Annotated in this window: 25 protein-coding genes; 7 read left to right on the top strand and 18 right to left on the bottom strand. The window is 67.9% G+C overall.

Annotated features, from left to right (window positions below; genetic code table 11):
- Position 1: 1 nt before the first annotated feature.
- From ACQW02_RS01890 to ACQW02_RS01865, 6 genes are read right to left on the bottom strand one after another with little or no spacing between them, the layout of a single operon-like run.
- Positions 2–1069, bottom strand: coding sequence for an ABC transporter ATP-binding protein (locus ACQW02_RS01890; protein WP_431283586.1), 1068 nt, complete (start codon positions 1067–1069; stop codon positions 2–4).
- A gap of 2 nt (positions 1070–1071) precedes the next feature.
- Positions 1072–2811, bottom strand: a complete 1740-nt coding sequence (locus ACQW02_RS01885; protein WP_431283585.1) for an ABC transporter permease — start codon at positions 2809–2811, stop codon at positions 1072–1074.
- Between the two features lie 12 nt (positions 2812–2823).
- Complete coding sequence (locus ACQW02_RS01880; RefSeq protein WP_431283584.1) at positions 2824–3888, bottom strand: ABC transporter substrate-binding protein; 1065 nt, start codon at positions 3886–3888, stop codon at positions 2824–2826.
- A gap of 33 nt (positions 3889–3921) precedes the next feature.
- On the bottom strand, positions 3922–4977 hold the full coding sequence (locus ACQW02_RS01875) for an ABC transporter substrate-binding protein (RefSeq protein WP_431283583.1): 1056 nt from the start codon (positions 4975–4977) through the stop codon (positions 3922–3924).
- Positions 4978–5006: 29 nt separating this feature from the next.
- Positions 5007–5816: an enoyl-CoA hydratase gene (locus ACQW02_RS01870; protein ID WP_431283582.1), complete on the bottom strand. Its 810-nt coding sequence runs from the start codon at positions 5814–5816 to the stop codon at positions 5007–5009.
- Between the two features lie 11 nt (positions 5817–5827).
- Positions 5828–7012 (bottom strand): CaiB/BaiF CoA transferase family protein, encoded by a 1185-nt coding sequence (locus ACQW02_RS01865; protein ID WP_431283581.1) that lies wholly within the window; start codon positions 7010–7012, stop codon positions 5828–5830.
- Positions 7013–7154: 142 nt separating this feature from the next.
- On the opposite strand from ACQW02_RS01865, the gene ACQW02_RS01860 reads away from it, so the two are divergent.
- The 4 genes from ACQW02_RS01860 (at position 7155) to ald (ending at position 11093) form a co-directional block, all read left to right on the top strand.
- Positions 7155–7994: a GntR family transcriptional regulator gene (locus ACQW02_RS01860; RefSeq protein WP_431283580.1), complete on the top strand. Its 840-nt coding sequence runs from the start codon at positions 7155–7157 to the stop codon at positions 7992–7994.
- Positions 7991–8821, top strand: coding sequence for a sugar phosphate isomerase/epimerase family protein (locus ACQW02_RS01855; RefSeq protein ID WP_431283579.1), 831 nt, complete (start codon positions 7991–7993; stop codon positions 8819–8821). The genes ACQW02_RS01860 and ACQW02_RS01855 overlap by 4 nt, the downstream gene beginning before the upstream one ends.
- A complete protein-coding gene (locus tag ACQW02_RS01850; protein WP_431283578.1) occupies positions 8818–9897 on the top strand; it encodes a mandelate racemase/muconate lactonizing enzyme family protein in 1080 nt (359 codons plus the stop codon). Before ACQW02_RS01855 ends, ACQW02_RS01850 begins: the two co-directional genes overlap by 4 nt.
- Before the next feature lie 80 nt (positions 9898–9977).
- Positions 9978–11093, top strand: coding sequence for an alanine dehydrogenase (gene ald / locus ACQW02_RS01845; RefSeq protein WP_431283577.1), 1116 nt, complete (start codon positions 9978–9980; stop codon positions 11091–11093).
- A 6-nt stretch (positions 11094–11099) separates the two neighbouring features.
- On the opposite strand, the gene ACQW02_RS01840 is transcribed toward ald, so the two are convergent.
- The 6 genes from ACQW02_RS01840 to ACQW02_RS01815 all read right to left on the bottom strand — a co-directional run bounded on the left by ACQW02_RS01840 (position 11100) and on the right by ACQW02_RS01815 (position 17851).
- On the bottom strand, positions 11100–12065 hold the full coding sequence (locus tag ACQW02_RS01840; protein WP_431283576.1) for a tripartite tricarboxylate transporter substrate binding protein: 966 nt from the start codon (positions 12063–12065) through the stop codon (positions 11100–11102).
- Between the two features lie 50 nt (positions 12066–12115).
- Complete coding sequence (locus tag ACQW02_RS01835) at positions 12116–13108, bottom strand: ABC transporter substrate-binding protein (RefSeq protein WP_431283575.1); 993 nt, start codon at positions 13106–13108, stop codon at positions 12116–12118.
- A complete protein-coding gene (locus tag ACQW02_RS01830; protein WP_431285992.1) occupies positions 13109–15466 on the bottom strand; it encodes a xanthine dehydrogenase family protein molybdopterin-binding subunit in 2358 nt (785 codons plus the stop codon).
- Positions 15466–15936 carry a (2Fe-2S)-binding protein gene (locus ACQW02_RS01825; protein WP_431283574.1) on the bottom strand — a complete coding sequence of 157 codons (471 nt, stop codon included), beginning with the start codon at positions 15934–15936 and terminating at the stop codon, positions 15466–15468. The genes ACQW02_RS01830 and ACQW02_RS01825 overlap by 1 nt, the downstream gene beginning before the upstream one ends.
- Entirely contained in the window at positions 15933–16799 is an 867-nt protein-coding gene (locus ACQW02_RS01820) for an FAD binding domain-containing protein (protein WP_431283573.1), read from the bottom strand. Before ACQW02_RS01820 ends, ACQW02_RS01825 begins: the two co-directional genes overlap by 4 nt.
- Before the next feature lie 65 nt (positions 16800–16864).
- The gene (locus ACQW02_RS01815) at positions 16865–17851 is read right to left on the bottom strand and encodes a PhnD/SsuA/transferrin family substrate-binding protein (RefSeq protein ID WP_431283572.1); all 987 of its coding nucleotides are present in this window, start codon (positions 17849–17851) and stop codon (positions 16865–16867) included.
- Positions 17852–18000: 149 nt separating this feature from the next.
- Here ACQW02_RS01815 and ACQW02_RS01810 point away from each other — a divergent pair, with 149 nt between their 5' ends.
- From ACQW02_RS01810 to ACQW02_RS01800, 3 genes are read left to right on the top strand one after another with little or no spacing between them, the layout of a single operon-like run.
- Positions 18001–19812, top strand: a complete 1812-nt coding sequence (locus tag ACQW02_RS01810) for a thiamine pyrophosphate-binding protein (protein ID WP_431283571.1) — start codon at positions 18001–18003, stop codon at positions 19810–19812.
- Positions 19813–19865: 53 nt separating this feature from the next.
- Positions 19866–20813 (top strand): Bug family tripartite tricarboxylate transporter substrate binding protein, encoded by a 948-nt coding sequence (locus ACQW02_RS01805; RefSeq protein WP_431283570.1) that lies wholly within the window; start codon positions 19866–19868, stop codon positions 20811–20813.
- A 10-nt stretch (positions 20814–20823) separates the two neighbouring features.
- Positions 20824–22026, top strand: coding sequence for an amidohydrolase family protein (locus ACQW02_RS01800; protein WP_431283569.1), 1203 nt, complete (start codon positions 20824–20826; stop codon positions 22024–22026).
- Here the strand turns inward: ACQW02_RS01800 and ACQW02_RS01795 are convergent, their stop codons facing one another.
- The 6 genes from ACQW02_RS01795 to ACQW02_RS01770 all read right to left on the bottom strand — a co-directional run bounded on the left by ACQW02_RS01795 (position 22027) and on the right by ACQW02_RS01770 (position 26710).
- The gene (locus ACQW02_RS01795) at positions 22027–22773 is read right to left on the bottom strand and encodes an SH3 domain-containing protein (RefSeq protein ID WP_431283568.1); all 747 of its coding nucleotides are present in this window, start codon (positions 22771–22773) and stop codon (positions 22027–22029) included.
- Between the two features lie 277 nt (positions 22774–23050).
- Positions 23051–23536 carry a hypothetical protein gene (locus ACQW02_RS01790; protein WP_431283567.1) on the bottom strand — a complete coding sequence of 162 codons (486 nt, stop codon included), beginning with the start codon at positions 23534–23536 and terminating at the stop codon, positions 23051–23053.
- A gap of 8 nt (positions 23537–23544) precedes the next feature.
- Positions 23545–24405 (bottom strand): hypothetical protein, encoded by an 861-nt coding sequence (locus tag ACQW02_RS01785; RefSeq protein WP_431283566.1) that lies wholly within the window; start codon positions 24403–24405, stop codon positions 23545–23547.
- Between the two features lie 4 nt (positions 24406–24409).
- The gene (locus tag ACQW02_RS01780; protein ID WP_431283565.1) at positions 24410–24772 is read right to left on the bottom strand and encodes a hypothetical protein; all 363 of its coding nucleotides are present in this window, start codon (positions 24770–24772) and stop codon (positions 24410–24412) included.
- Between the two features lie 85 nt (positions 24773–24857).
- Complete coding sequence (locus ACQW02_RS01775; protein ID WP_431283564.1) at positions 24858–25799, bottom strand: NAD-dependent epimerase/dehydratase family protein; 942 nt, start codon at positions 25797–25799, stop codon at positions 24858–24860.
- 74 nt (positions 25800–25873) lie between these two features.
- Positions 25874–26710 carry a GNAT family N-acetyltransferase gene (locus ACQW02_RS01770; RefSeq protein WP_431283563.1) on the bottom strand — a complete coding sequence of 279 codons (837 nt, stop codon included), beginning with the start codon at positions 26708–26710 and terminating at the stop codon, positions 25874–25876.
- Positions 26711–26725: the final 15 nt, after the last annotated feature.

Raw genomic sequence — 26725 nt, 5'->3', positions numbered from 1 at the left:
CCTACACCACCATCGCCATCTGCTGCGGGTCGAATTCCATCCAGACGGCCTCCCCGACCTCATGGATCTGCAGTGGCGGCGCCGTTGCGCGCAGCCGCAGGGCGCTGTTCCCCGCGCTCACGACATAGTCCCAGGTCTCGCCCAGGAAGGTGCGCTGCGCCACGACGCCCTCCATCATCGGGCCGGCGCCGGGCGGGCGGGCGCGATGCAGGCCGATGCTCTGCGGCCGCACGGAGACCAGGATGTCGCCACCCGCCGCCGTGCCCGCGCCAGGCACCTCACCCGCCTGCATCGACATGCCACCAAAACCGATCTGGCCGTTGCGCAGTTCCGCCTTGAGCAGGTTGGTGCGGCCGATGAAGCCGGCGACGAAGCGCGTGCGTGGCCGCGTGTAGAGCATATGCGGCGCATCCACCTGTTCGATGCGCCCGGCATTCATCACCGCGATCCGGTCGGAGGTCGCCATCGCCTCCGACTGGTCATGCGTCACATAGACGGTGGTAATGCGGAATTCGTCGTGCAGGCGACGGATTTCGAAGCGCATTTCCTCGCGCAGATTGGCGTCGAGGTTGGACAGTGGTTCGTCCAGCAGCAGCACCGCCGGCTTGACCACGATGGCGCGCGCCAGGGCGACGCGCTGTTGCTGGCCGCCCGACAATTCGGCCGGGTAGCGGCCCGCCAGGTGGCCCATCTGCACGACCTCCAGGATTTCGCCCACGCGGCGGCGGATCTCCTCGCTGGAGAGTTTGCGCAGCTTCAGCCCGAAGCCGACATTCTCCGCGACCGTCATGTTCGGCCATACGGCATAGCTTTGGAAAATCATCGACATGCCGCGCTTTTCCGGCGGCAGCACCGCGCCATGGGCGGAAATCACCTCCCCATTGAGCGAGATGGTGCCCTCGTTCGGATCGACGAAGCCGGCGATCATGCGCAAGGTGGTGGTCTTGCCGCAGCCGGAGGGGCCGAGGAGGGAGACGAACTCCCCTTCCTCCAAGGTCAGGTCGATATTGTCGACCACGCGGTTGGTGCCATAGGCCTTGGTCAGTCCCTGAATCGAAAGACGCGACATTCTCAGTTTCTCCGCAGCATGAAGTCGCGCCCGGCCAGCTTCATGCCGATGCCCACGAACACCAAAGTCACCAGCAGCAACAGGCCGCCGAACGCAGCAAGCACTTCGAAATTCCCCGCCTCGCTGAGGTCGTAGAGCAGCACGGACATCGTCCGTGTGCGCGGCCCCACCAGGAAGATCGCCGCCGACAATTCGCGCGAGGCGACGATGAAGACGATCAGCCAGCCGCCCAGCAGCGATTTGCGCACCAGCGGTGCGGTGATCATCCGGATGGCATGCAGCCGCCCGCTGCCGAGGATGCGCGCCGCCTCCTCCATTTCAGGATGCACGGCCCTGATGGCGGAGGAGGAATTGGCATAGGCAATGGGCAGGAAGCGCGCCGTGAAGGCCAGGATGATGATCGCCGCCGTGCCATAGAGCGCGAAGGGCGGCGCGGCATAGGCCGCATAGAAGCCGATCGCCATGACGATGCCCGGAATGACGAAGGGCGCCATCGCAAGGAACCCCAGCGCATCGCCAAAAGGCACCAGCTTGCGGTTCACGATATAGGCGATCAGCAAGGCCAGGAACACCGCCATGCTCGCCGCCGTGGCGGAGAACCAGAGCGTATTCCAGATCGATGGCATCGCCATCTCATGTTCGAAGATCAGCAGGCGGTAGTTGGCGAGGGTCAAATTGTCGAAACTTAACCCACGCCCCCAGGCCTTGGCGAAGGATGCCTGCAACAGCACGAACAAGGGTGCCACCACTGCCATCAGCCCGACCATCGCGCACCAGCCGAACGCCAGCCAGCGCCAGGGGCCGAGCTTGATCGGCCGGCGTTCACCGCCCTTGCCGGTCTGGGAGACGAAGCCCTTGCGTGCCAAAAGCAGCCGCTGCACCACGATCATCAACGCGGTGATCAGCAGCAGCGGCATGGCATAGGCTGCCGCGACCTCGACCCGCACAGGATACTCGAAGAATTGCCATAGCTGCGTCGTGACCACGTTGATGCGCGCCGGGATGCCGATGATGGCCGGCGTGCCGAACAGCGCGATGGCTTCCAGGAAGACGATGATGAAGCCCGCCATGATCGCCGGCCAGACCAGCGGCAGCGAGACTTTGCGCATCGCCGTCCAGGTGCCGGCGCCAAGGATATTGGCGGCGTCCTCCATCTCCGAGGACACGAGGTCCAGCGCCGATTTCACGAAAATGAAGACCAGCGGAAAGGCATTCAGCGCGATGACCATCGCCATGCCGGTAAAGCTGTAGATGTTGAACAGCCCGGACTCGGCCCCCGTCGCCCAGCGCCAGGCCACGTTGAGGAAGCCCGAATTCGGCCCCGCGAGCAGGATCCAGCCGACCGCGCTGAGGTAGGGCGGCAGGATGAAGGCACCCAGCACCACGGCCCAGGTCAGGCCCTTGAACGGCATATCGGTGCGCGACACCGCCCAGGCCATCGGCACCGCCATGATGACGGCCAGGGTGGCCGAGATGGTGCCCAACAACAGCGAATTGCGCAGCGCGTCGACATAACGCGCCCTTCCATAGGCCGAGACATAATTCGACAGGGTGAAGGCGCCGGTCCCGCGCGTTTCGAAGCTGACGACCAGCAACTTGCCAAGCGGGAAGGCGACCAGGAACAACAGGATCGCGATCAGCGCGATCCACAGCAGCATCACCGGCTCGATCCGCGCGAGCCGGCGGGCGATGCGGCCGCGCGGCGGCGCCACGCTGCGGGGGAGTGCGGGCGCCTCGCTCATCGTGCCGTCCTATCAAACGCCAAAGGTGTCACGCCAAAGCTCCTTAACATCGGTCATCTCAGTCTCGATCTGGCGCGGCGTGGGCGTGATCAGGTTCAGTTCGTCGAGCGGGCGGGAGCCTTCGGGCGGCGGCACCTCCGGCCGCAGCGATTCCGCGTAGTATTCGCGGATCGTGCGCGAATAGGCGGGGCCGGTCATGAACTCCATGAACAGTTTTGCCGCATTCGGCTTCGGCGCATTGACGATGGCACCGCTCGGCGAGGGCACCATCAAGGTGCCATCACTCGGGTAGATCAGCGTCAAGGGATTGCCGCGGGACGCGCTGAACAAGGTCGCGGCAGAGGGGATGCAGACGCCGACGAGGCGTTCGCCCGAATTGAGCGTGGTCACCGGATCGCCCGCCGAACGGCCGATCTGCGGCCGGTTGCGTTCCAGCCCCTTGAAGTAGTCCACGCCATAGGCCTGACGCATCAGGATGGCCCAGTTGCCGATCGCGCCGCTGAAGCCGGGATGGCCCACGGCCAGCTTGTCGCGCCACTTCGGATCGGTCAGTTCGCGCCAGGACTTGGGCGCATCCGCCTCGGTCACCCGGTCGCTGCGGCGGGCCAGCATGTAGAGCGCCAGGTAGGTGATCTGGAAATGCCCATCCGGATCGGCGGCATCGCGCGCGCCCTTCACCATGCCGGCCGCGTTCACCGGCTTGTAGGGCATCAGCCGCCCTTCGCCCTTCAGGAAGGTGAAGTGGCTGTAGTCGGTGGAGCTGAAGACATCGCATTGCGCGACGCGCGCACGCGCATCCTGCGACAGCCGCTGGAAGGCGACCTGGGACGTCGTGCGCACCACGTTGCAGCGCACGCCCGGGTAGCGCGCGACGAAGGCGCGGCCCACGGCCTCCGAGGGTTCCGCCTGCAACTGGCCGGTGTACCAGGTCAATTCGCCCTCACGCTGCGCCGCCTGGTACAGCGCCTGCTCATGCGCCGGCATGTCCTGCGCCGCGGCGTTGCGCGACGGCAGGATGGTGGCCGCCGCGAGGGCCGCCGAGCCGCCCAGCACGCCGCGCCTGGAAATGTCGATCATGTCGTCCTCCGATTTAGTATCAAGTTTCTTGTCTTACACACGAAACGTCTCGCGCCAGGTTTCCAGCACTTCGGGCACGCCCGATTCCTGTTCCGCCAGGCTCGGCGCCAGCAGGGTGAGTCCGGTGAGCGCGCGGGCACCGGCCGGCGGCGGCACATCCGCGCGCAGCGGTTCGTTGAAGCTCAGGCGCACGGTTTCCGAAAGCTGCTTGCCTGTCTGGAATTCCATGAACAGCTTGGCCGCATTGGGATGCGGCGCGTTGGAGGGAATCGCCGACGGCGAGATCGTCGCCAGCACGCCCTCGGTCGGATAGATCAGCTTCAGCGGATTGCCGCGGGAGATGGCGAGCGCCGTCGTGCCCACCGGCACGCAGAGCCCGACCGAACGCTCACCCGCGTTCATGGTCGTCACCGGATCCTGGCTGGATCGGCCGATCTGCGGATTGTTGCGCTCCAGCCGCGTGAAATAGTCCCAGCCATACATCTTGCGCATCTGCACAGCCCAGACGCCGATGGCGCCGCTGAAGCCCGGATGCCCGACGGCCAGCTTGTCCTTCCACCGCGGATCGAGCGCATCGGTCCAGCTTCTCGGCGCATCGGCCTCACTGACCAGGCGCGTGTTATGCGCCATCAGGTAGAGGCCGAGGTAGCTGGTGTGGAAGAAATTATCGGGGTCGATGTTCTGGAGTGCCGGCAGCATCCCCTTGGAATTTTCCGGCAGGAAGCGCGTCAGCTTCCCCTCCCGCTTCAGCAGCGTGTAGTGGCCCGAATTCGTCGAGCTGAACACGTCGCATTGCGCGGCATTGGCACGGGTGTCCTGCGACAACCGCTGGAAGGCGACCTGGGATGTGCTGCGCACCACGTTGCAGCGCACGCCAGGGAAGCGTTCGTTGAAGGCGCGACCGACGGCTTCCGAGGTTTCGGCGTTGTACTGGCCGGAATACCAGGTGATCTGCCCCTCACGCCGCGCCGCGTCATAGAGCTGTCGCTCATGCGCCGGCATGTCCTGCGCCACCGCGCGGGTGCTGGCCCCGATGATGGCGAAGCCGGTGGTGAGGGTCAGGAGTTGGCGCCTGTTCAAGCTGCTCATTTTTTTACCTCCCTGGTTGGCGCGATCGGTCAGCGCCCCGTGAAGACCGGCGGTCGCTTGGCCATGAAGGCGGCGCGCCCCTCAGCGAAGTCGGCACTGTCGAAGCAGGCGCGATAAAGCGCATCGAAACTGGCCTGGTCGGCCTGTGCCGGGTCGCCGGCGATCTGGTCGATCCCCTCCTTCGAGGCACGGATCGACAGCGGTGCGTTGCGCGCCATGGTCATCGCCATCTCGGTCACCACCGATTCAAGCTCCGCCGCTGGCACCACGCGATTGACCAGGCCGACGCGCAGCGCTTCCTGCGCATCCAGGAAGCGGCCGGTGAACATGATCTCCTTGGCCACCGCCGGCCCCACCAGCGCCACCAGGCGCCGCAGTTGATGGTAGGCATAGGCGACGCCGAGTTTCGCCGCGGGAATGCCGAAGCGGCCATCCTCCGCCGTGATGCGGATGTCGGCCACCATCGCCGTGGCGCAGCCGCCGCCGATGCAGAAGCCGTTGATCATCGCGATCAACGGCTTGTCCAGCGCCTCCAGCCGCTTGCGCGCGGAAGAGGAGACGGCGGAGTATTTCGCCTCCGCCTCGGCGCTGTCGCGCAGCTTCTCGAACTGGCTGATATCCGCGCCGGAGGCGAAGGCCTTGCCGCCCGCGCCCGACATCACCACCACGCGCACGTTCGGGTCGTTGGCGAAGCGCTCGGCCACCTCGGCCACGGCCTCCCACATATCCAGCGAGATCGCGTTGCGTTTCTCTGGCTGGTTGAAGGTCAGCCAGCCGATGCCATCCTGGATTCGGGCCAGGATTTTGGGTGTGTTCAGCGTGATCGTCATGCCATCCATGGCCCTGTCTCCTATTGAACCACGCGCGCGGCGCGCAGCCCGGCGATGTCGTCGGCGGTCATGCCCAGCTCGGCCAGGACCGCATCCGTGTGCTGATTCGAGTCGGGCGTTGCCGAGCGGATGCCCCAGGGCGTGCCGCTCATGTTGATGGGCGTCCGCACGAGTTGCTGATCGCCCAGGCGCGGATGCGCCACCCCCTTGGCAAGGGCCAGATGCTGCACCTGCGGGTCGGCAAAAACCTGGTCGATGGTGTTGATATGGCCGCAGGGAATGCCCGCGGTGTCCAGCACCTCGATCCAATGCAGGCTCGGCTTGGTGGTTGTGATGGCGGCGATCGCGGCATTGATCGCGACGCGGTCATCCGACCGCCCGTCGCGCGTATCCCACCCCGCGCGCGTCTTCCAATCCGGCTGGCCCAGCGCGTCGCAGAAGCGTCCCCACATGCGTGGCGAGGGTGCGGCCAGGGTGATCGGCTGGTCCGCGGTCGGGTAGACGCCGGTCGGGATGGCGGTCGGGTGGTCGTTGCCCGCCTGCCCCGCCACCTGCTGCGCCAACAGCCAGCGCGACGCCTGGAAGTCCAGCATGAACACCATCGCTTCCAGCAGGCTGGTATGCACCCAGCGCCCCTGCCCGGTCTTCACCCGGTCGAACAGCGCCATCATCACGGCCAGCGCCAGCAAATTGCCGGCGGTCAGGTCGGCGATCGGGATGCCGACGCGCACCAGGCCTTTGCCCGGCACGCCGGTGATGCTCATCAACCCGCCCATGCCCTGCGCGATCTGGTCCACGCCGGCACGATGGCCATAGGGCCCGTCCTGCCCAAAGCCGGAGATCGAGCCATAGACGATGCGCGGATTGACCGCCCGCACGCTGGCGTAATCCACGCCAAGCCGGAATTTTACGGCGGCGCGCATATTCTCGATGACGACATCGGCGGTTTCGGCAAGGCGGAAGAAGATCGCCTTGCCCTCGGCGGTCTTCAGGTCGATCTGCATCGCGCGCTTGTTGCGATGCAGGTTCTGGTAGTCGAAGCCGTCCTGGTCGCCGGTGATGTCACCGCCCTCCGCCGTCGGCGGTGCGATGCGAATGACCTCGGCACCCCAGTCGGCCAGGTGCCGGACGCAGGTGGGCCCAGCGCGCGCGACGGTCAGGTCGAGCACGCGTAGCCCGGCAAGTGGCAGTCCGTTGGTCGTCATGCGCGCGATGGGCCAGCAAGCCGGCACGCTTCGCGGTCCATGCGACACCGCTTGGCGGTGGTCATTGTCGACGTCCTCCCGAACGTTCTTTCCGTCTCAAATGCCACCTTGCCGGGACAACGCAGAACTGTAAACATTTTCAGTGACGGCTGAAGCACCTTCCCTGCCGAACCGCCCCGATCCCAGCTCTCCGCTGCGAAAGAGCCAAGAAAATGCTGCACCGCAAGATAAAGGCAGCACCGTGAAAGCCCCCAGCCAAGTGTCGACACTTGCCCGCCGTCCCGCGCCGAAGCGCCGCACGCGCGCGACGGAAGCGCTGGGGATCGACATCGCGCGGCGGATCGAACAGCTCATCACCGAGGGCACGCTGCGGGCGGGGGAGAGGCTGAACGAGGCGACCCTGGCCCGCAGCCTCGGCGTCAGCCGCGGCCCGGTGCGGGAGGCCGCACGGGCGCTGGAAAAGATCGGCCTGGTCACCGTCATCATGAACCGGGGCGCCTTCGTGCGCAGCCTCGACCTCGATGAGGCGATGGAGGTCTACGAGATCAACGGCGTGCTTTTCGGCCTTGCCTCCGGCCACGCCGCCATTGCCGTCACGGCGCAACAGGCGCTCACCCTGCGCGGCATGGTGGAGGCGATGGATGCCGCGATCGCGCGCGACGACCGCGATGAATTTTTCGCGGTCAATTCCGACTTCCATGCCGCGATCATGACCTATGGCCGCAACCGCGAGGCACAGGCCCTCTACGACCAGTTCACCCGAAAGCTGCGTCTGCTGCGCCGGCGTTCCTTCGAAGCGTCGGGGAACATGCAGGCGGCGAACCGCGAGCATCGGGACCTGATGGAAGCGATCCTCGCGGGCGATGGCGTGCGTGCGCGCGATCTTGCCGAAGCCCATGCCCGGCTGGGCAGGGCCCGCTTTCTCGACGCCATCGGCCATGCATCCGAGGCCGACAACAAGACAAGGAAGGAGCCATCATGAACCTGCTCGAAAGAATCGGCGTCGATGTCGGTCGCCGCTTGCCACTGGAGGAGGCCATCGCCTGGGCCGGGGCGCATGGCGTGCGCCACATCGATATCCAGTTGGACACCGGCGCGAATGCCGTGACCCGCTTCGATGCCGAGCGCGCGCGCGGCATCCGGGCGGCGCTGGACAAGCACCAGGTTCACCTGGGCCTGCACACGCTTTCGGCCGTGAATGTCGCGGAATACTCGCCCTTCCTTTCGGAGGCGGTGGATGCCTACCTCAAGGCCTATATCGAGGCGATGCCGCTGCTGGGCGCAAGTTCCATCGTCGTGCATGCCGGCTACCACTTCACCGCCGATGTCGAGATGCGGATGAAGGCCGGGCTCGCCCGCCTGCAGAAGATGGTCGAGTACGCCGAGAAGAAAGGCGCCCTGCTGCTGCTGGAAAACCTGAACCCGGAACCGGAGAAGGCGGAGGTCCACTACCTCGCCCATACGCCCGAGGAATGGCGCTACTACTACGACGCCATCGACAGCCCCGCCTTCGCGCTGAGTTTCACCGCCAACCACGCGCATCTGCTGCCCGAGGGGGTCGAAGGCTTCCTCGCGCAGATCCCGCTGGATCGCGTCGTCGAGGTCCGACTGGCGGATTGCTGGCGCAACGGCCACGAACAGCACCTGATCCCCGGCGAGGGCGACTTCGACTTCGGCGACATGTTCCGGCGGATCGAGGGCATGGGCTTCAAGGGCCACTACATGAACGCCTTCGGCACGCTGGACGACATGAACCAGGCCCGCACGCGCCAGGTCGCGGCGGCCCAGGCCGCCGGCGCCGCCGCATGACGCGCATCGTTTCCGTCACCGCCGCCGTCGAGCGACTGGCGCCGGTGGATGCCGCGCGCGGCTATGCGGGGTTGGACACCCCGGCCTTCGTGCGCTGCCGCGTGGAGACGGAGGATGGGCTGGTCGGCACCGGCGTCACCGGCCGTTTCCTGGGGCCGGAAGTGGCGGCCCTGCTTGGGCAGGGTTTCGATGAGGCGTTGCGTGGCGCCGATGCCCGGATGATCGAGGCCATCGGCCCGCGCCTGACGGCGCGCTTCAACCCGCGCAACGCGACGGGCGCCTTCGTCTCGGCGCTATCGGCGCTGGATATGGCGCTGTGGGATCTGCGCGCGCGGGCGCTGGGGGAGCCGCTGTGGCGGTTGCTCGGCGGCGCGCGCACATCGGTGCGCTGCTACGCCACGGTCGGCCTGCCAGGGTATGAGGAGGACAAGCTGGCGGCGGTCTGCAAAGCCTCGGTGGAGGCGGGCTTCGTCGGCGTGAAGATGCTGGTCGCGGCGGGTGGCCGTGGCGTGGAGGAGGATGCCAGCCGGGTGCGGGCGGTGCGCCAGGCCATCGGCCCCCGCGCACTGCTGATGCTGGACGCGAATTGCGGGATGAACGTCGCGACAGCCCGGCGCCTGGCGCTGATGGTGGAGGATTGCGACATCGCCTGGTTCGAGGAACCTCTGCTGGGCAATGACCTGGAGCAACTCGCGACCCTGCGCCGCGCCATCCGCATCCCGATCGCCGCCGGGCAGATGGTGCAATCCCTCGGCTGGTTCCGCGAGGCGCTGAGCCGCGGCGCGGTGGATTGGCTGCAGCCCAACGCCGCCTTCTGCGGCGGCATCAGCGCCATGCTGCGTATCCTAGCCATGGCGGAGGCCTATGGCACCCCTGTCGCCCATGCCGGGGGCTGGGACATCGCCAATGCGGCGGTGATGGCGGGGCATGCGGGGGGCGGGTTGCTGGAGATGCACGGCGCGCAACTCGCGCTGCGGGCGCGGCTGACGGAGGACCTGCTGCCGGACGCAGGGGTGATCCACATGCCCGACCGGCCGGGGATCGGCTTCGCGTTCCGGGAGGCTGCGGCGGGCTAGCCGCCCGGCGCCTGGGGCACCGCGCTGGTGGCAGCGGACGCCAGCCCCGGACTATGCTCGGCCCAAACGGGAGACGGGCCATGCGCATCGGGGTGCCGAAGGAGATCAAGGTCCACGAATACCGGGTAGGCTTGGTGCCCGGTTCGGTGCGGGACCTGGTGGCCCAGGGGCATGAGGTGCTGGTGGAGCACGCGGCCGGGGCCGCCATCGGCTTCCCGGACGCTGCCTATCTCGCCGCCGGGGCCACCATCGCCCCCGATGCCGCCAGCGTTTTTGCCACGGCGCAGTTGCTGGTGAAGGTGAAGGAACCGCAGCCGGTGGAATGGGTCCGCCTGCGGCCGAACCACATTCTCTTCACCTACCTGCATCTCGCGCCCGACCCGGCGCAGACGCGCGCGCTGATGGCCAGCGGCTGCACCGCCATCGCCTATGAGACCGTGACCGACGCACAGAATGGCCTGCCGCTGCTGGCGCCGATGAGCGAGGTCGCCGGCCGCATGGCGGTGCAGGTGGGCGCGACCTGCCTGGAGAAGGAGAAGGGTGGCGCCGGCATCCTCCTGTCCGGCGTGCCGGGTGTGGCGCCGGGGCGCATCGTCATCATCGGCGGCGGCGTTGTCGGCGCCAATGCCGCGCGCATCGCCACCGGCATGCGGGCGCGGGTGACGGTGCTGGACAAGAACCTGCGCGTGCTGGACGCGCTGGATCGCGAGTTCAACGGCGGCATCGCCACGCTCTACGCCACGACGGAGACGATCACGGAGGCGGTGCTGGAGGCCGACCTGGTCATCGGCGCCGTGCTGGTGCCCGGCGCGGCGGCACCGAAGCTGGTCAGTCGCGCCCTGCTGCGCCGGATGCGCCCGGGCAGCGTGCTGGTGGACGTGGCGATCGACCAGGGCGGCTGCTTCGAAACATCCCGCCCCACCACGCATGCCGAGCCGACCTATGTCGAGGAAGGGGTGGTGCATTACTGCGTCACCAACATGCCCGGCGCGGTGGCGCGCACCAGCGCGGTCGCGCTGAACAACGCGACACTGCCCTTCACGCAGCAGATCGCCGGCAAGGGCTGGCTGCGCGCCTGCCGGGAAAACCCCCATCTGGCGCGCGGGCTGAATGTGCACGACGGCCAGGTGCTCTACCCGGCGGTCGCCGAGGCGCTGGGCCTGCCGCTGACGCGGCTGGAGGATGTCCTGGCCTGAGCGCCGCTATTCCGGCGTCATGCGCGCCAGGCGCACCAGCGTCGGGTTGCGCGCCTCCTCCCGCGCGATCACCACCGGCATCTGGTCCATCGGCTCGTTGATCGGCGTGCAGCCCAGGGCGAGGATGCGGCGTACGCTGTCGGGTTCGTTCGTCGCGGTGGTCACGGCGGCATGCACGCGGGCCGCGATGTCCTGCGGCAAGCCGCGCGGTCCCCACATGCCCGTCCAGCTTTCGAAGACCAGTTCCGGGAAGCCGCTTTCGGCCAAGGTCGGCACATCCGGCAAGGCAGCGATCCGCTGCGGCGAACACACCGCCAGCGCGCGCAACTGGCCATCGCGGATCAGCGGCAAGACGCCGCCTGCTGGCGAGATCATCAGCTTCACCGCGCCCGCGAGGATATCGCTCACCGCCGGCGCGGTGCCGCGATAGGGCACGATGGTCACGTCCACGCCCAGGGAATGGCCCAGGGCCGCGGCGCCGAACTGCCCGAGCGATCCCAGGGTCGGCGTGGCGAAGGTGAAGTCCGACGGGGTCTTGCGGATCGCTTCCAGCAGGGCCGGCAACGTCTCCTCGGTGGTGTGGCGCGGGCTGCCGACCAGGATCTGCGGCACGATCGCGGTGCGCACGATCGGGGACAAATCCTGCACCGCATTGAATGGCACGTTGCGCTGCACGTGGCGCAGCATCAGCAGCACCTCGTTGGAATACAGCAATGTCAGCCCGTCGGGCGCCGCACGCACCACCACATCGGCGCCGATGGCACCATTGGCGCCCGACCGGCTTTCGATCACCCAATTCTGCTGCAGGATTTCCGCCGCCCGCGCGCCGATGAAGCGCGCGGTGGCATCGACCGTACCGCCGGGGGGGTATGGCACCACGATCCGCACGTTCGGCCGGCCCTGGGCATGGGCGAGTGCCGGCAGGGCGGCCAGGCCCCCCAAGAGGCTGCGACGAAGCAACGGGCGGTCCATGGCATGTCTCCGGATCGATGGTGTCCCTGTCAGAGCAATCCGCGTGCCGATCAGATGCGGGAGATATCCATGACCTGCGGCGCGAAGAGGTCGGCCGCGTGCAAGCGGCGCACGGACAGGCCCTGGTCGAAGGAGTAACGCGTGATCGCCTCGATATCCGCGGCACTTTCCTTCACGCCATAGGGCCAATAGTCGGGGCCCATCAGGGCGACGCTGTCGGCGGCCTCCGCCTCGACCCAAGGCAGGGTGATGTTCAGCGCGGTGACATCGCGAACTTCCTGCATCGCGATGTGCTTCGCCTCGACAAAGGCCTTGTAGACGCTGGTCGCGAGCCAGGGATGTTTTTCGACCAAGGTCTTCTTGATGCCGATCAGGTGCATGATCGGGAACAGGCCGGTCTTCTTGTAATAGGCCTGTTCCACAGGCCGATAGTTCGGGAACAGCCGGCCGATGTTCGGTGCCCCCTGCAGGTAGCAGGACGGCGCGCGCGCGGTGAACAGTGCGTCGAGTTCGCCCTTGGCCAGCATATCCACCAGCGTGCGGTCGGACGGGATGGGGGCCAGGTCCAGGCCCGGGATCGGCGCAATCGGCGTCCGCTCGTCACGGCCTGGCTGTTCCTGGCCGCCGCTGCGCCAGATGACGTCCTCCGGCCGGACGCCGTATTCCTCCTGCATCATGCCGCGCATCCAGACCGGCGCGGTCATCTGGTATTCCGGCAGGCCGATGCGCTTGCCGCGCAGATCCTCGGGCTTGGTGATGCCGCGATCGGTGCGGATGTAGATGCCGGAATGGCGGAAGATGCGCGAGACGAAGGCAGGAATGCCGATATACGGGCAATCGCCGCGCGCGGTCTGGATCAGGAAGCTGCTGAAGGAGAGTTCGGTCACATCGAACTCGGCGCTGCGGAAGGCGCGGAAGAAGACTTCCTCGGCGGCCAGGGGCAGGAAGTTGACGTCGCAGCCTTCGATCGGCACGCGGCCGTCCTTGATGGCGCGGACGCGGTCGTAGTCGCCGCAGGCGACGGTGATGGACAGCTTGGACATTCAGATGTGTTCCTTTGGCTGGGCGGCGCGGATGGCACGCAACAGGTCTTCGGGGCGGATGGGGATTGAACGGATGTCGATGTCCAGGCCACGCATGGCGTCGGCCACGGCATTCACCAGGACGGGGACGGCGCCGATGGTGCCGCCCTCGGCGACGCCCTTGACGCCACCGAGCGTGTCGATGGCATGGGTTTCGATATGGTCCATCGCCATGTCCGGCACGTCGAGCATGGTCGGCAGGGTGTAGTCGAGCAAGGTCGTCGTCAGCAATTGCCCATCGGCGTCATGCATCAGGCGTTCCATCAGCACCGGCCCGAGCCCCTGCAACACCGCGCCATGGGTCTGCCCATCCACGATCATCGGATTCACCATGCGCCCGCAATCATGGACGATGCTGTAGCGATCGACACGGACCTGGCCGGTGCGGCGATCGATGGACACCTCCGCGACATGGCAGGCGGCGGAGACGCTGCTGTAGGGCTGGTCCCAGTGCTGCGTCGTGTCCAGGCCAAAGGTTTCGCCAGGCGGCATGCCGCGCGGGCGCATGGCATGGGCGGTCCGGGCGATGTCCTCGATGGTGACGAACAGGCCGGGGACACCGGTGACCTCGGCGCGGCCGTCGTGAAGCACAATATCAGCCTCATCGGCCTCCATCAGGTGCCCGGCGATGCGCTTCATCTTCTGCGCGATGACGCGGGCCGCGGTAATGACGGCGCCACCACCTGCGACGACGCCACGGCTGGCAAATGTGCCCGATCCGAAAGGCGAAAGCGCTGTATCGCCTTCCATGACCGAAATGCGCTCGGCCGGAATCCCGAGGCTTTCGGCAGCCATCTGGGCAAAGGTGGTCAGGTGCCCCTGCCCCTGCGTCGCCTGGCTGACGAAGAGCACCGCACTGCCGTCCGGCTCAACCTTCAGCCTTGCGCCCTCGATCCCAGGAATCCGCAGCAGCCCACGGGCACGGTAGCGCGCACTGCCCTGCCCGGTCTGTTCGGTGATGCAGACGATGCCGATGCCGCGCAGCCGGTCCGGATCGTCGCGCCGCGCCGGAAAGCCCGCGTAATCCGACAGCGCCAGCGCGCGATCCAGCAGCGTCAGGTGCGGACCATTGTCGTAGCGGATGCCGCTGGCGTTGACGTAGGGATAATCCTCGTCCCGCAGCAAATTGCGCCGGCGGATTTCGACACGATCCAGTCCTAGCGCCAGCGCGGCGCGATCCATCATCCCTTCCAACGCCATGAAGGCGATGGGCGCCGCGACGCCGCGATAGGGGCCGGAGGGGGTGGTGTTGGTCGCCACCGCCCGCGTGCGGAAGGCATAGTGGTGGAAACGGTAGGGACCAGGGAAGGTGCGCGGCCCGCCGCCAGCCTCGATGCTGCTGCCGAAGGGAATGCCGGGATAGGCACCCGCATTGGCGATCATGTCGAGCCGGAATCCGACCAGCGTGCCATCGGCCTGCATCACCATCTCGACACCGAAGCGGATATCGCGCGCGTGGCTGCTGGCCAGGAAATCATCCTGCCGGTCGCCGACCCATTTGATCGGGCGGCGCAGCAGGCGCGCGGCGGCGACGGCCAGGATGTCCTCGGGGTAGACCGAGGCCTTCATGCCGAAACCGCCGCCCACATCGGGGGCGATCACGCGCAGGTCGGATTCCCGCAAGCCCAGCGCCTCGGCCAGCGTGTTGCGCAGCAGATGCGGCACCTGGGTCGAGGACCACAGGATCGTCTCGCCAAGCCCCGCATCGTGCCGCGCAAGGCAGCCGCGCGGTTCCAGCGAAACGGTGGCGACACGCGCGCTGGAAAAGGTCTCGCGGAAGACATGTGCGGCGCCGGCAAAGGCGTCATCGAAGCCGTCAGTGGCGGTGACGTTCTGGAACAACGTGTTGTCCGGCGCGGCGGGGTGGACGGCGGGTGCGCCATCGGCCAGGGCCTGTTCCAGGGTGACGATGGCGGGCAGCGGATCGTAGTCGACCAGCACGCATTCCGCGGCGTCCTCCGCCAAATACGGATCATCGGCCAGCACGATCGCCACCAGGTCGCCGACGAAGCGCACCGTGTCGGTGCAGATGATCGGCCGTTGCACAGGGCAAAAGCCCTTGATCGGCAGGTCGGGCGACAGCGGTTGCAGGTCGGGAAAATCCGCGGCGGTCAACACCACCACCCCCGGCATCGCACGCGCGGCATCCGCGTCGATGCCCAGGATGCGCGCATGGGCGTGCGGGCTGCGCAGGTACACCGCGTGCAGGGTGCCGGCGGGGATTTCGATATCGTCGAGGAAACACGCCTGCCCACGCAGCAGGCGGTGGTCCTCCTTGCGCAGCATATTGGCGCCGAAGCCGCTGGCGGGGGCGTCCATCACGCCGCCCGCATCAGGGCGGCGGCGCGGCGGACGGCCTTCACGATGTTCACATAGCCGGTGCAGCGGCAGATGTTGCCGTGCAGCGCCTCGCGGATTTCGGCATCGGTGGGGTCGGGTGTCTCGCGCAGCAATTCGATCGCCGCAGCCAGGAAACCCGGTGTGCAGAAACCGCATTGCAGCGCGTGTTCCTCATGGAACGCCTGTTGCACCGGATGCAGGGCGGTGGCAGTGCCAAGGCCCTCGACCGTGGTGATTGCCGCTCCATCCGCCTGCACCGCCAGCAGCAGGCAGGCGCGGGCCGTCTGCCCATCCAGCAGGATCGTGCAGGCACCGCAGACGCCATGGCCGCAGCCGACATGCGTGCCGGTCAGGCGCAGCGTCTGACGCAAAAAATCCGACAGCAGCAGGCGCATCGGCACGCTGTGCGTGTGGGGCGTGCCGTTCACGGTGACGGTGATCTCGGTCATGCGGCGATGCGGTCCGGTGCCAGGGCGTCAAGGACCGCGCGCTCCAACAGCCCCTCCAGCACGGAAAGGCGGTGGGGCGCCTGGGCGATCAGGTCGCTTGGCGCATCGGCATCGGCCAGCGCCGCGCGGGCGGCGTCGCGCAACAGGCGTGGCGTGGGGCGGGCGCCGAGCAACGCCGCCTCCGCACCCGCCAGTCGCGTGGGCCGGTTGGCGGCGCCAATGGCGGCGATGCGGATGCGCGTGATGCGGCCATCATCAGTTGTGAGATCGACGGCGATGCCCGCCATGGCAAGGTCCGCCTGGCGCACCCCGGCCTCGGTGAAGGCGGTGCGGCCGCTGGTCGCCGGGATACGCACCTCGACCAGCATCTCATCGGCGGCGATCGCGGTAACCAGCGCATCGACGAAAAAATCGCGCGCCGTGACCTGACGCTGCCCACGGCGGCTGGCCAGCACCATCACCGCATCCAGGCAGAGTGCCGCGGCAGGCGCCTCCGCACTCGGGTCGGCATGGGCCATGCTGCCACCAAACGTGCCGCGGTTGCGCACGGTGCGCGGCCCGGCAAAGTGCAGCGCCTGGGCCAGCAGGGGGGCGGCCTGCGCGACCTCGGGCGCGCGCTGCACGTCGATCTGGCGTGCCATGGCGCCGATGCGCAGCACGCCATCGGCCAGGATGATATGCGACAGCCCGGCGCAGCGGTTCAGGTCCAGCAGCACGGCCGGGCGCGCCATGCGCATGACCAGCAGCGGCATCAGGCTCTGCCCGCCAGCCAGCACGCGCGCGGCATCGCCATGCTCGGCCAGCAGGTCGAGGGCCGCGTCCACGGTGACGGGCGTCGCGTGCAGGAAAGGCGGGGGCTTCATCCGCGCGGGATCCCTTTGGAATAGGGGGTATGCTGCATAGTTTCGCGCGAGCCTGTCAATCACGCCTACACTTTGGAAATCTCCAGCGTGCCCGGATGGAACAGTTCCTCCACCGACAGGTGCCGCTGCGACAGGCCCTGGGTGAAGGAATAGCGCGCCATCGCCTCGATCGCCGAACGATTGGCCTCGATGCCATAGCTCCAGTAATCGCGCGCCAAGAACGCCTGCGCTTCGAGCACTTCTTCGTTCACCCAGGGCAAGGTGACGAAATTGACGCCAGCGTCCGACAACTCGTGGATCGCGATCGCCTTGGCCTGCACGAAGGCCTTGTAGACGCTGACGGCCAGCCAGGGGTGCTTCTCCAGCAAGGTCCGGCGGATGCCGATCATGTGCATCAGGGGAAAGATGCCGGTCTTACGGAAATACGCCTGTTCCGTCGCACGCGGGTTCGGAAACAGGCGGCGCAGCAAGGGGTTTGTGCCGATCCCGCGCGGCACGCGCGCCGTCACCAACCCGTCCAACTCGCCGGATTCGAACATTTCGGTCAGCGTGCGATCATGCGGGATCGGCGTGATGGACACCGACGGATCGACCGACAGGGCGGCACGTTCGCGCCGCCCCGCCTCGTCCTGGCCGCCAGTGAACCATTTGATGTCGCGCGGACGGACGCCGTATTCATCCTCCAGGATACCGCGCGCCCAAAGGCATGCCGTCATCTGGTATTCCGGCAGGCCGATGCGGCGGCCGACCAGGTCCTGCGGCGTTTCGATGCCGCGGTCGGCGCGCACATAGATGGCCGAATGGCGGAACACCTTGGAGACGAAGGCGGGCACCGCGATATACGGCTGCTCACCACGCGACAGCGTCATCATGTAGCTGCTGCAGGACAATTCGGTCACGTCGAACTCGGCACCGTTGAAGGCGCGGTGAAACGCCTCCTCCGCCCGCAGCACGACCGGGGTCACCTCACACCCCTCGATCCGCACACGGCCGTCAAAAATGGCCTGCACGCGGTCGTAGCGTTCGCAGGCCAGGCTGATCTGCACTGTCATCGTGGGCTCCTGAATCTCCGGACCGGACGCTAAGACATGCGGCTGGCGCGTGGAACACGCGAAATGTCAGGACCATCTTGCGGAGGCGAAAAAAAGCGGGGTACGCTGCATTTCCGCGGTGCAACAACGACGGGATGATGTCGCGCGACATGACCAGCCGCAATGAGCAGACCGGACCAGCGGATGTCGAACAACCGGTGCCGCATGCGGTGGCGCCCGCCGGCTGGGGCAGCGATTGCGTCGCGGAGATGCTGCGCCTGCTGGACACGCGCTACGTCGCGCTCAACCCCGGAGCCTCCTTCCGCGGGCTGCACGACAGCCTGGTGAACCACCTCGGCAACCGTGATCCGCAGATGCTGCTGTGCCTGCATGAAGGCCACGCGGTCGGCATCGCGCATGGCTGGGCCAAGGTGTGCGCAAAGCCGATGGCGGTGGTCCTGCACAGCAATGTCGGGCTGATGCATGGCACCATGGCGATCTTCAACGCCTGGTGCGACCGCGTGCCGGTGATCATCCTCGGCGCCACCGGACCGGTGGACGCATCGCTGCGCCGTCCCTGGATCGACTGGATCCACACGGCGCGCGACCAGGGCGCGCTGGTACGGAATTTCGTGAAGTTCGACGACCAGCCGGCCAGCGTGGCGGCTGCGGCGGAGGGCATGCTGCGCGCGGCGCGCATCGCCATGACGCCGCCCCATGGGCCGGTGTATATCAACCTCGACGTGTCGTTGCAGGAGGCGAAGCTCGCGGAGCCCTTCCGCCTGCCGGACGCATCGCGCTTTCGTCCGCCCCCGGTGCCGGTGCCGCCCGTGGATGCGTTGGCGGACGCGGCGGCTCTGCTGCGGGGCGCCGCCCGGCCCGCGATCCTGATGGGCCGCACGGGCAAGTCCGAAACGTGCTGGGGCCAGCGTGTCGCCCTGGCCGAACACCTGGGTGCCGCGGTCTTCACCGACCTCAAGGCCGGGGCCGCCTTCCCGACCGACCATCCGCTGCACGCGGCCCCGCCGGCGCAGTTGTTTTCCGCGACGACCAATGCGCGGCTGCGCGACGCCGATGTGGTGCTGTCGCTCGACTGGATCGACCTCGGCGGCACCCTGCGCGCGGCCTGGAACGGCGCGGATGTCACCGCCCGCGTCATCCAGGTGTCGCCCGACCAATACGTGCACAATGGCTGGAGCATGGACCACCAGGCCCTGCCGCCCAGCGACGTCCACCTGCTGTCCACGACCGAGGCGGTAATGCCACTGCTGCTGGACGCCCTGGGCGCCGACGCCACCCCCGCGCCCCGGCCAGCGGCACCGCCGGTCACCGCCAGCCTGCCGCGCAACCCCGCGCCGGAAATCGAAATCCCGCTGCTGGCGGAGGCGATGCAGATCGCCCTGGCCGGGCGCGACGCCTGCGTCGTGCGGCTGCCGATCGGCTGGGGCGGGCCGCTGTGGCACTTCCGCCATCCGCTCGACAATCTGGGCGGCGATGGCGGCGGCGGCATCGGTGCCGGCCCCGGCCTCGTGGTCGGCGCGGCGCTGGCGTTGCGGGAGGCGGGGGCCGGGCGCATCGCCGTGGCGGTGCTGGGCGACGGTGACTTCCTGATGGGCGTGACCGCCATCTGGACGGCGGCGCGCTACCGCCTGCCCTTGCTGATCGTGGTCGCGAACAATCGCTCCAACTTCAACGATGAATTGCATCAGGAACGCGTCGCGCTGGAACGCGGCCGCCCCGTCGCCAATCGCTGGATCGGCCAGGCGATCACCGACCCCGATGTGGACATCGCCGCGATGGCGCGCGCACAGGGCGCCGTCGGCATCGGCCCGGTGTCCTGCCCCAGCCAGATCGATGCCGCGATGGCCGAAGCGGTGGCCGCGGTGCTCGACGGGCAATGCGTCGTCGTCGATGTGCGTATCAAGCCTGGTTACGACGCCGGAACCGCGGCGGCGATGATGAAAAGAAGCCCCAAGGGCTGACGAAAACAAGTGAGGATCGCCACAGCATTTCCCAAAAGAAAGAGGTGGTTCGCATGATCAGATTGACCCGATCGCAGTTCCTGGCCGGTGCTGCCGCGTCGCTGCTGGGCACCCAGGCTCGCGCCCAGAATTTTCCGACGCGGCCGATCCGGATGGTGATCGGCTTCGCCCCCGGCGGCATCGTGGATTTCACGGCCCGCAGCATCACCCAGGCGCTCGGCGACCTGGCGGGGCAATCGGTCGTGGCGGAAAATCGGACGGGCGGCGGTGGTGTCGTCGGCACCGACTATGTCGCGAAGGCGGCGCCGGATGGCTACACCTTGCTGATCTCGGACCCCTCCATCACGGTCAATCCGTCGCTGCAGCCGAACCTGCCGTATGATCTGCTGCGCGATATCCGGGCGGTGGCGATCGTCAGCTCGTCGCCGCTGGTCGCGGTGGTGCCCGCGGCGCTGCCGATCAACACGCTGGCCGAGCTCGCGGCCTATGGCCGCGCCACCCCGGGCGGGCTGACCTATGTCTCGCCAGGCGCCGGCACGATGACCCACAAATCCGCCGAGATCTTTGGCCAGCGTGCCGGGATGGAAGCGACGGCCGTGGTCTATCGCGGCGTCGGCGCCGCCTTCCCCGACCTGCTGGCCGGGCGCGTGCACTACGTGTTCAGCGGCATCCCCGGCGTGTCGGCGATGATCGAGGCCGGGCAGTTGCGCCCGCTGGCCACCACGGGCGAAACGCGCTCGGCCAGCCTGCCGAATGTGCCGACGGCGCTGGAGGCGGGGTTCCCCGATTTCGTCTTCGACCTGTGGACCGGCGTCTTCGCGCCTGCCGCCACGCCCGATGCGATCGTCAACCGCATCGCCAGCCTGCTGCAGGAGTCATTGCAGCGCCCCGACACCATCGCCGCCCTTGCCCGGGCCGGTGCCGCGCCCCGTTTCCGAGGCCCCGCGGAAGCCCAGGCCTTCTTCCGCGCCGAAACCGAGCGCTGGTCGCGACCAGCCTGAAAGTGACGCCATGCGCCTGATCATCCGCAACATCGGTGAATTCTTCACGGGGCGCATCGATGCCCCCACCGCGCCCGTCACCTCGCTGTTGATCGAGGACGGGCGCATCGCCAGCCTGAACGCTGGCGATGCGACGGCCGACCGGATCATCGACGCAGCCGGCGGCGCGGTGCTGCCGGGGCTGATCGACGGGCATGTGCATCCCGTCTTTGGCGAATGGACGCCGGCGCAGGATGCCATCGGCTGGATCGGCAACTACCTGCATGGCGGCACGACCAGCATGGTCTCGGCCGGGGAACTGCATATCCCGGGCCTCGACTACAACGCGCTGACGCCGGAACTCGTCACCTCCATCGCCGTTGTCGCGCGGGCGACCACCGGCCGCGTGCGCTGGAGCGGCGTGAAGGTCATCGCCGGCACGGTGCTGCTGGTGCCCGGCATGACGGAGGCGCATTTCGACCGCCTGAAGGATGCCGGCGTGCGCTTCGCCAAGTTCCTGTTCTTTCCCTTCGCGGGGCGCGAGGCGGAGGCGCGGGACTACGTCGCCTGGTGCCACGCGCGCGGCATCCTCGTGAAAGTGCATACCGGCGGCGTCTCCCGCTCCGGCGCCAGCGCGGTCTGTGGCTTCGATGTGCTGTCCTGGTTGCAGCCGGATGTCGCGGCGCATGTCAGCGGCGGGCCGATCCCGATGTCGGACGAGGACATCGATTCCGTCGTGGACCACACGGCTTTCGCGCTGGAGGTCTGTTCATCGGGCAATTACCGCTCGACCCAGCGGCTGATCGAACGGCTGGTGGCCAAGGGCGGGTTGCACCGGCTTGTGCTTGGCACCGACACGCCGGGCGGCACCGGGGTCATCCCGCGCGGGATGCTGCGGAACATCCTTTTCGCGTCGTCCATCTGCGGGCTGACCCCGGGGCAGGCGATCGCCGCGGCGACGGGCAGCGTCGGCTTCGCGCATGGCTTGCAGGAAGGCGTGCTGGAGGCGGGGCGCCCAGCCGACCTGCTGATCTGCGGGCCGGTGACGGGGTCGGCCGGGACCACCCTGTCGGATGCCATCGCCCATGGCGACCTGCCCGGCATTTCGCATGTGCTGGTGGATGGCGCGCTGCTGGTCAGCGGCGGCAGCCGGCAGACCCCGCCGCCGACACGCCCGGCGTTCTTTTCCTGCTGTGGCGAGGCGCCGTCGCGCTTTGCCTGCACACCCGCCTGATTACTGCGGAGGCGGCGAACCGGCCGCGCTGACCAGGCTGCTGTGCAGCCAGCCGAAGGGCTGCGTTTCCCCAACCTGGAGCCAGCCACCGGGGGCGGTGCTGAACACCCGCACCGTATTGCCGCGGGGGATGACGCGCAGCACCTCACCACCGCCGCTGGGATGCATCCGCACATTGCCGGCCTGGCGCAGAATCACCGCCTGTTCGCCAGGGCCGGGCTGGAAGCCGCCGACGGGTTGCAGCACGGCCGCGGCTTCGGCGACCGGGCTGGGCGCCGGCCTTGTCGCATGCGGCAGGTCGGCGGGGATGGGCGGCAGGGGCGGCGGTGCGCCGCGGCGGGTGGCGGACGGGCCGCCATTGTCCAGGCAGCGCGACAGCCCTTCGACATAGACGCGCGTCGCCTCGCTGCTGGTCATCGCCACCATGGGGTCGATGCGGACGCCCGCGGGGTTGGCGGTGTTCGCCGCCTCCTCCGGGTAGGTGACGACGGCGACGAAGGGCACGAAGGCCTGGCCCGGCCCGCGCACATTCAACTGGCCGCAGATGGCGACCGTGTGGGCGATGGTCTGGCGATAGGCCTGCACGCCGCGGAATTCGATGGCGGAGGGGCCTCGCACCTGCACGCGCAACGCGGTCTCGGCCAATGTCTTCGCCTGGACCATGCGATCGGACGCGGCGGTATTCGCCCGCTCGGCCGCCGCGCTCGTGTCCTTGCGCATGTCACAGCCGGCCAGGGCGAGTGTCATACCCACCGCCAGTGCGCCTTGCCATCGCATCGTCGCCATCCCGCAAGTCATTGGATGTAACCACGACACGCGCAGGGGTGACAGGTTTTTCGGTCGCCACGGTCCATGGCAGTCATGCCGCCAGGTTGCGTCGTCCGGGCTTGACCATCGTGGGCGTGCGCATGGTCTGACACGTCCACGATTTCTCTCGTTCGTTATGCATCGGGATCGCGGGGCCGGGCCGGCGCCACATGCAGGGGTAAAGCGCGGAGCGGCCCGAAGTTGCGTGCCGACCCCATCATTTGAACGGCAGCACATCCTGCCCCATGCGCACATACCGGCCCATCACGCGCCGCACCACGACCCCGGCGACCTTGCGGCGCACCCGCCTGAAGCCCGCGAGACCACCCGCCCATAGGCATAGACTGGCGAATTCGGACGCCAGGCGCAGCCCGGCGACCTCGATCGGCTGCGTCAGCCAGAGCACCACGAAGGGCAGCCCGGGAATCATCACAACGATTCCGGCCAGCAGGTTGGCGACGCCGACCAACACCAGGTGCATTCGCCGCAGGCCGGCCAAGGCGGCCTTGGCGGCCTTCGCATGGTCCGCCACCAGCGCCGCGGCGGTCGATACGCCGAGTTGTGGGTCCACGAAGACCAGCACATCGCCACTGAGGCCGATCCGCGTCATCAGCAAATGCCCACCGCCCGGGCCAGCCCCGGTCACGATCTGCAATTGCCCGGTGCGCAGCAGGGCCTCCATCGGTCCCGGTAGCCATCGCATGACGGGCCTCAGCGCTTCGACGAGCCGAGCAGCGCACCCGCGGCAACGGTGGCCAGGGTGACCGCGGCATTCATCAGGTCGCGCCAATAGCCGGTGGACATCGACACCGCGTCGCGATGGATATCCAGCAGGCCGCGATATTCCGGCGTCATCAGCAGCGGCGACACCCGCATCAGCACATCGCCGCTGAGGGAGATACTTGTCTGGGCCACGATCTCCTCGGTCCCCACATCCCAGACCTTGCGCAGCCGCATCAACTGCGTCGGGCTGATGTCATAGGGCCCCAGCCGCAACGGGCTGGCGCCACCGCGATCATCCCCCTGCAACTGCGCCCGCGTCAGGCGCAGATGGCCCCAGAGCAGCCCGTCGCGCGGCAGCCGCTTGATGATGTCGAGGATGATCTCGCAGTTCTGCACCATGCGGCTGGTGGTGACCTCATCGACAGAGGGCAAGGTCGCCGCGATCGTGCCTTCCCGGCCCGGCGACGCCAGGCGCGCCTGTTCCTTGCGCTGCAGCAGGGTCCGCGCGAGCCCGCGGATCGCGATGAAGCGGTCGAAGGTCGGTGACAATTGCTCGCGTATCTCCAGCGAACTGCGCGGGGTGTCGGGGTCCTCGGCGAACAAGCCGCGCGCCAGTTCCACCTGCGAGAGGCCGAAGGATTCGAGCTTGCTGCAATATTCCTCGGCGATGTCGAGCAGCGCGATCGGCAGCGGCGGCATCGGCTCGCCGGTCATGTTGCTCTTGAGGATGGTGTTGATTTCCAGGCGAAGGAGCGACTGGCCGATCAGCTTGCCGGTCGAATCCGGGGGTGGCGCCACCGGCTCGGGCGGCGGAGCCGCGCGGCCGAACAGCCGCGCCCACAAGCCCATGGCCTCAGCCCGGCCCGGAGCGTTGCTTGTCGATCAGTTGCAGAAGGGTCTTGGTCAGCAGGTCGACATTGAACCGGAAGGTCTCGGTGCCGAGTTTCACGGCCTCATCATGCAACTGCTTGATCTGGTCGACCGAGGTCACGTTGTCGGAGAAACAGACGACGATATCGCCGGTCGCCATGTTGCAGGCGGTATAGGCGCCCTGGGTGCCGTCCAGGACCTCGACCCCGTTCGCCTCGCTGGCAATCTTGGCCAGGGCGGCGTTGCCGAGCAGCGTCCGCACCTTGACCGTCAAAAGACCCTCGGCGGCTTTCGCGAGCTTGTCCGTTAAGGCAGCGATCGTGGACTGCAGGGAGTCATCCGCCATGACCGGTTCCTTTTCACAGGAATTCTGGTCGGCAGTTTCAAGTATTCCCCGAAACCGTGCCAGTGAAATTTGGTCCAAAATCTGGTCAGGGTGCCATCGCCGCCAAATCGTCGAAGGTCAGCCGCAGCCCCTCCGCCAGCGCGGTTTTCGCCGCGATGCCCAGCGTCGCCACCGCCAGGGAGGGATCGCCCAGCGACATGCGGATATCGCCCAGCCGCGCCGGGCCATGGGTGATCGGCACGTCATGCCCGGCGATGGCGACCAGCGTGCGCGCCAGGTCGATGATCGACGTGGACCGCCCGGTGCAGACGTTCAGCACCGCGGCCGGCCGCGACGGTTCCGCCCGCAGCAGCGCGAGCCCCGCCAGCAGATGCGCCACGACATCGGCGACGAAGACGAAATCGCGCGTCTGCCCGCCGTCGCCATCCACCCGCACCCCCTGCCCCGCGCCGATCCGCGCGGCAAAGATGCTGATGACGCCGGAATAGGGCGATGCCGGGTCCTGGCGCGGCCCGTAGATGTTGAAGAAGCGGAAGCCCATCGTCGGCACGCCATGCACGCCGGTCGCGACACCGGCGTGGAATTCGCTGCCGAGCTTGTCGGCGCCATAGGCGCTGCTTGGGGCGGCACGGGCATCCTCACGGATCGCGGCCATCCCTTGGTCGCCATAGATCGCGGCCGAGGAGGCATAGACCACCGGGATCCGCCCCGCCTGGCGCGCCGCGTCCAGCGCGCTGACCGTGCCGGTCTGGTTGGCGCGATGGGTGCCGAGCCAATCCTCGTTCGACCGCGCGACCGAGGCGATGGCCGCCAGATGGATGATGCCGTCCATGCCCCGCGCCGCATCGCGCATCAGGGGGCCATCGGCGACATCGCCCTCGATCAGGGTGACGCGGGGGTCGAGGTTGTCGCGCTTGCCGGTCGAAAGATCATCCACCACCCGCACATCATGGTTGGCGCGCAGCAGCGCATCGGCGACATGCGAACCGATGAAGCCGGCGCCGCCGGTGATCAGGAAACGCGCCATGGCAGCCTCTTTCGCTTTGGGCGGGGCGATGTCGTTTTAGTAACGTTCCGTAGGGATGTTGAGAAGCCCCAGGCCTAGCCGAGTTCCAGGCTGGCGATGCCGAACATGCGATCCATCCGCAGATCCGGCAGCGGCCCCTTGTACATGCGGGCGGTTTCGAACCCGGGGACAAGGCCGACGGCCTCGGCCAGTCGCATCGCGTCGGCATGCGGTTGCGGCACGTCCCAGAACACCGGGCCTGGGGGAATGCGGGCGAGCAGGGCGGCAAGCAGCGCCTCCGCCACCTTGGGGGTCTGGGCGGTCAGCGGGCCGATCTTGTGGCCCTCGCGGCTGGGGCGGATGACGCCAAAGCCCGTCACCTCACCATCCGCCACCGCGGCCAGGGCGATGTGGCCGGGGGTGGCGATCCAGGTGCGGAGGAAGGCGTCGCGGGGTCCGGGAAAGACAGTGCGATCGAATGCCGCGACGGCGGCGAAAGGCACGCTGCCGGCGTCGACGACCCCATTGGCCGGCGCATCGCGCCGCGTCGGCGTGCCGCCAAAACGAATGTTGTTCCAGGCGAGCGCAAAACCCGATTTGCGGTAGTTGTCCTGCTGCGCCACCACGCCATCCAGCCCGACCAGGCGCCCGGCCAACTGCGCCATCCCCGCCCGCCAGATCGCGATTCCAAAACCCCGCCCGCGCGCCTCGGGCCGGGCGATGTAGCAGCCGATGAAGCCGAAATCCGCGCCGTAGCGGGTGGCGGCGATGACGGATTGCAGGACGCCATCTTCTTCCAGACCCAGGAACAGGCCGGAATCCTGGGCGAGGAAGGCATCGAGGTCGGCCATGCCCGGGTTCCAGCCCTCGGCGGCGGCCCAGTCGATGACGGATTGCGATTCGGTGGGGGTGAGGGTGCGGATATTGGGCATGTCAGGGCGCCCTAT

The sequence above is a fragment of the Humitalea sp. 24SJ18S-53 genome (assembly GCF_050632385.1).
Taxonomy (GTDB): Bacteria; Pseudomonadota; Alphaproteobacteria; order Acetobacterales; family Acetobacteraceae; genus Humitalea.
Note: the sequence above shows the minus strand (reverse complement) of the source record. Positions and strands in the feature narration are given on the sequence as shown.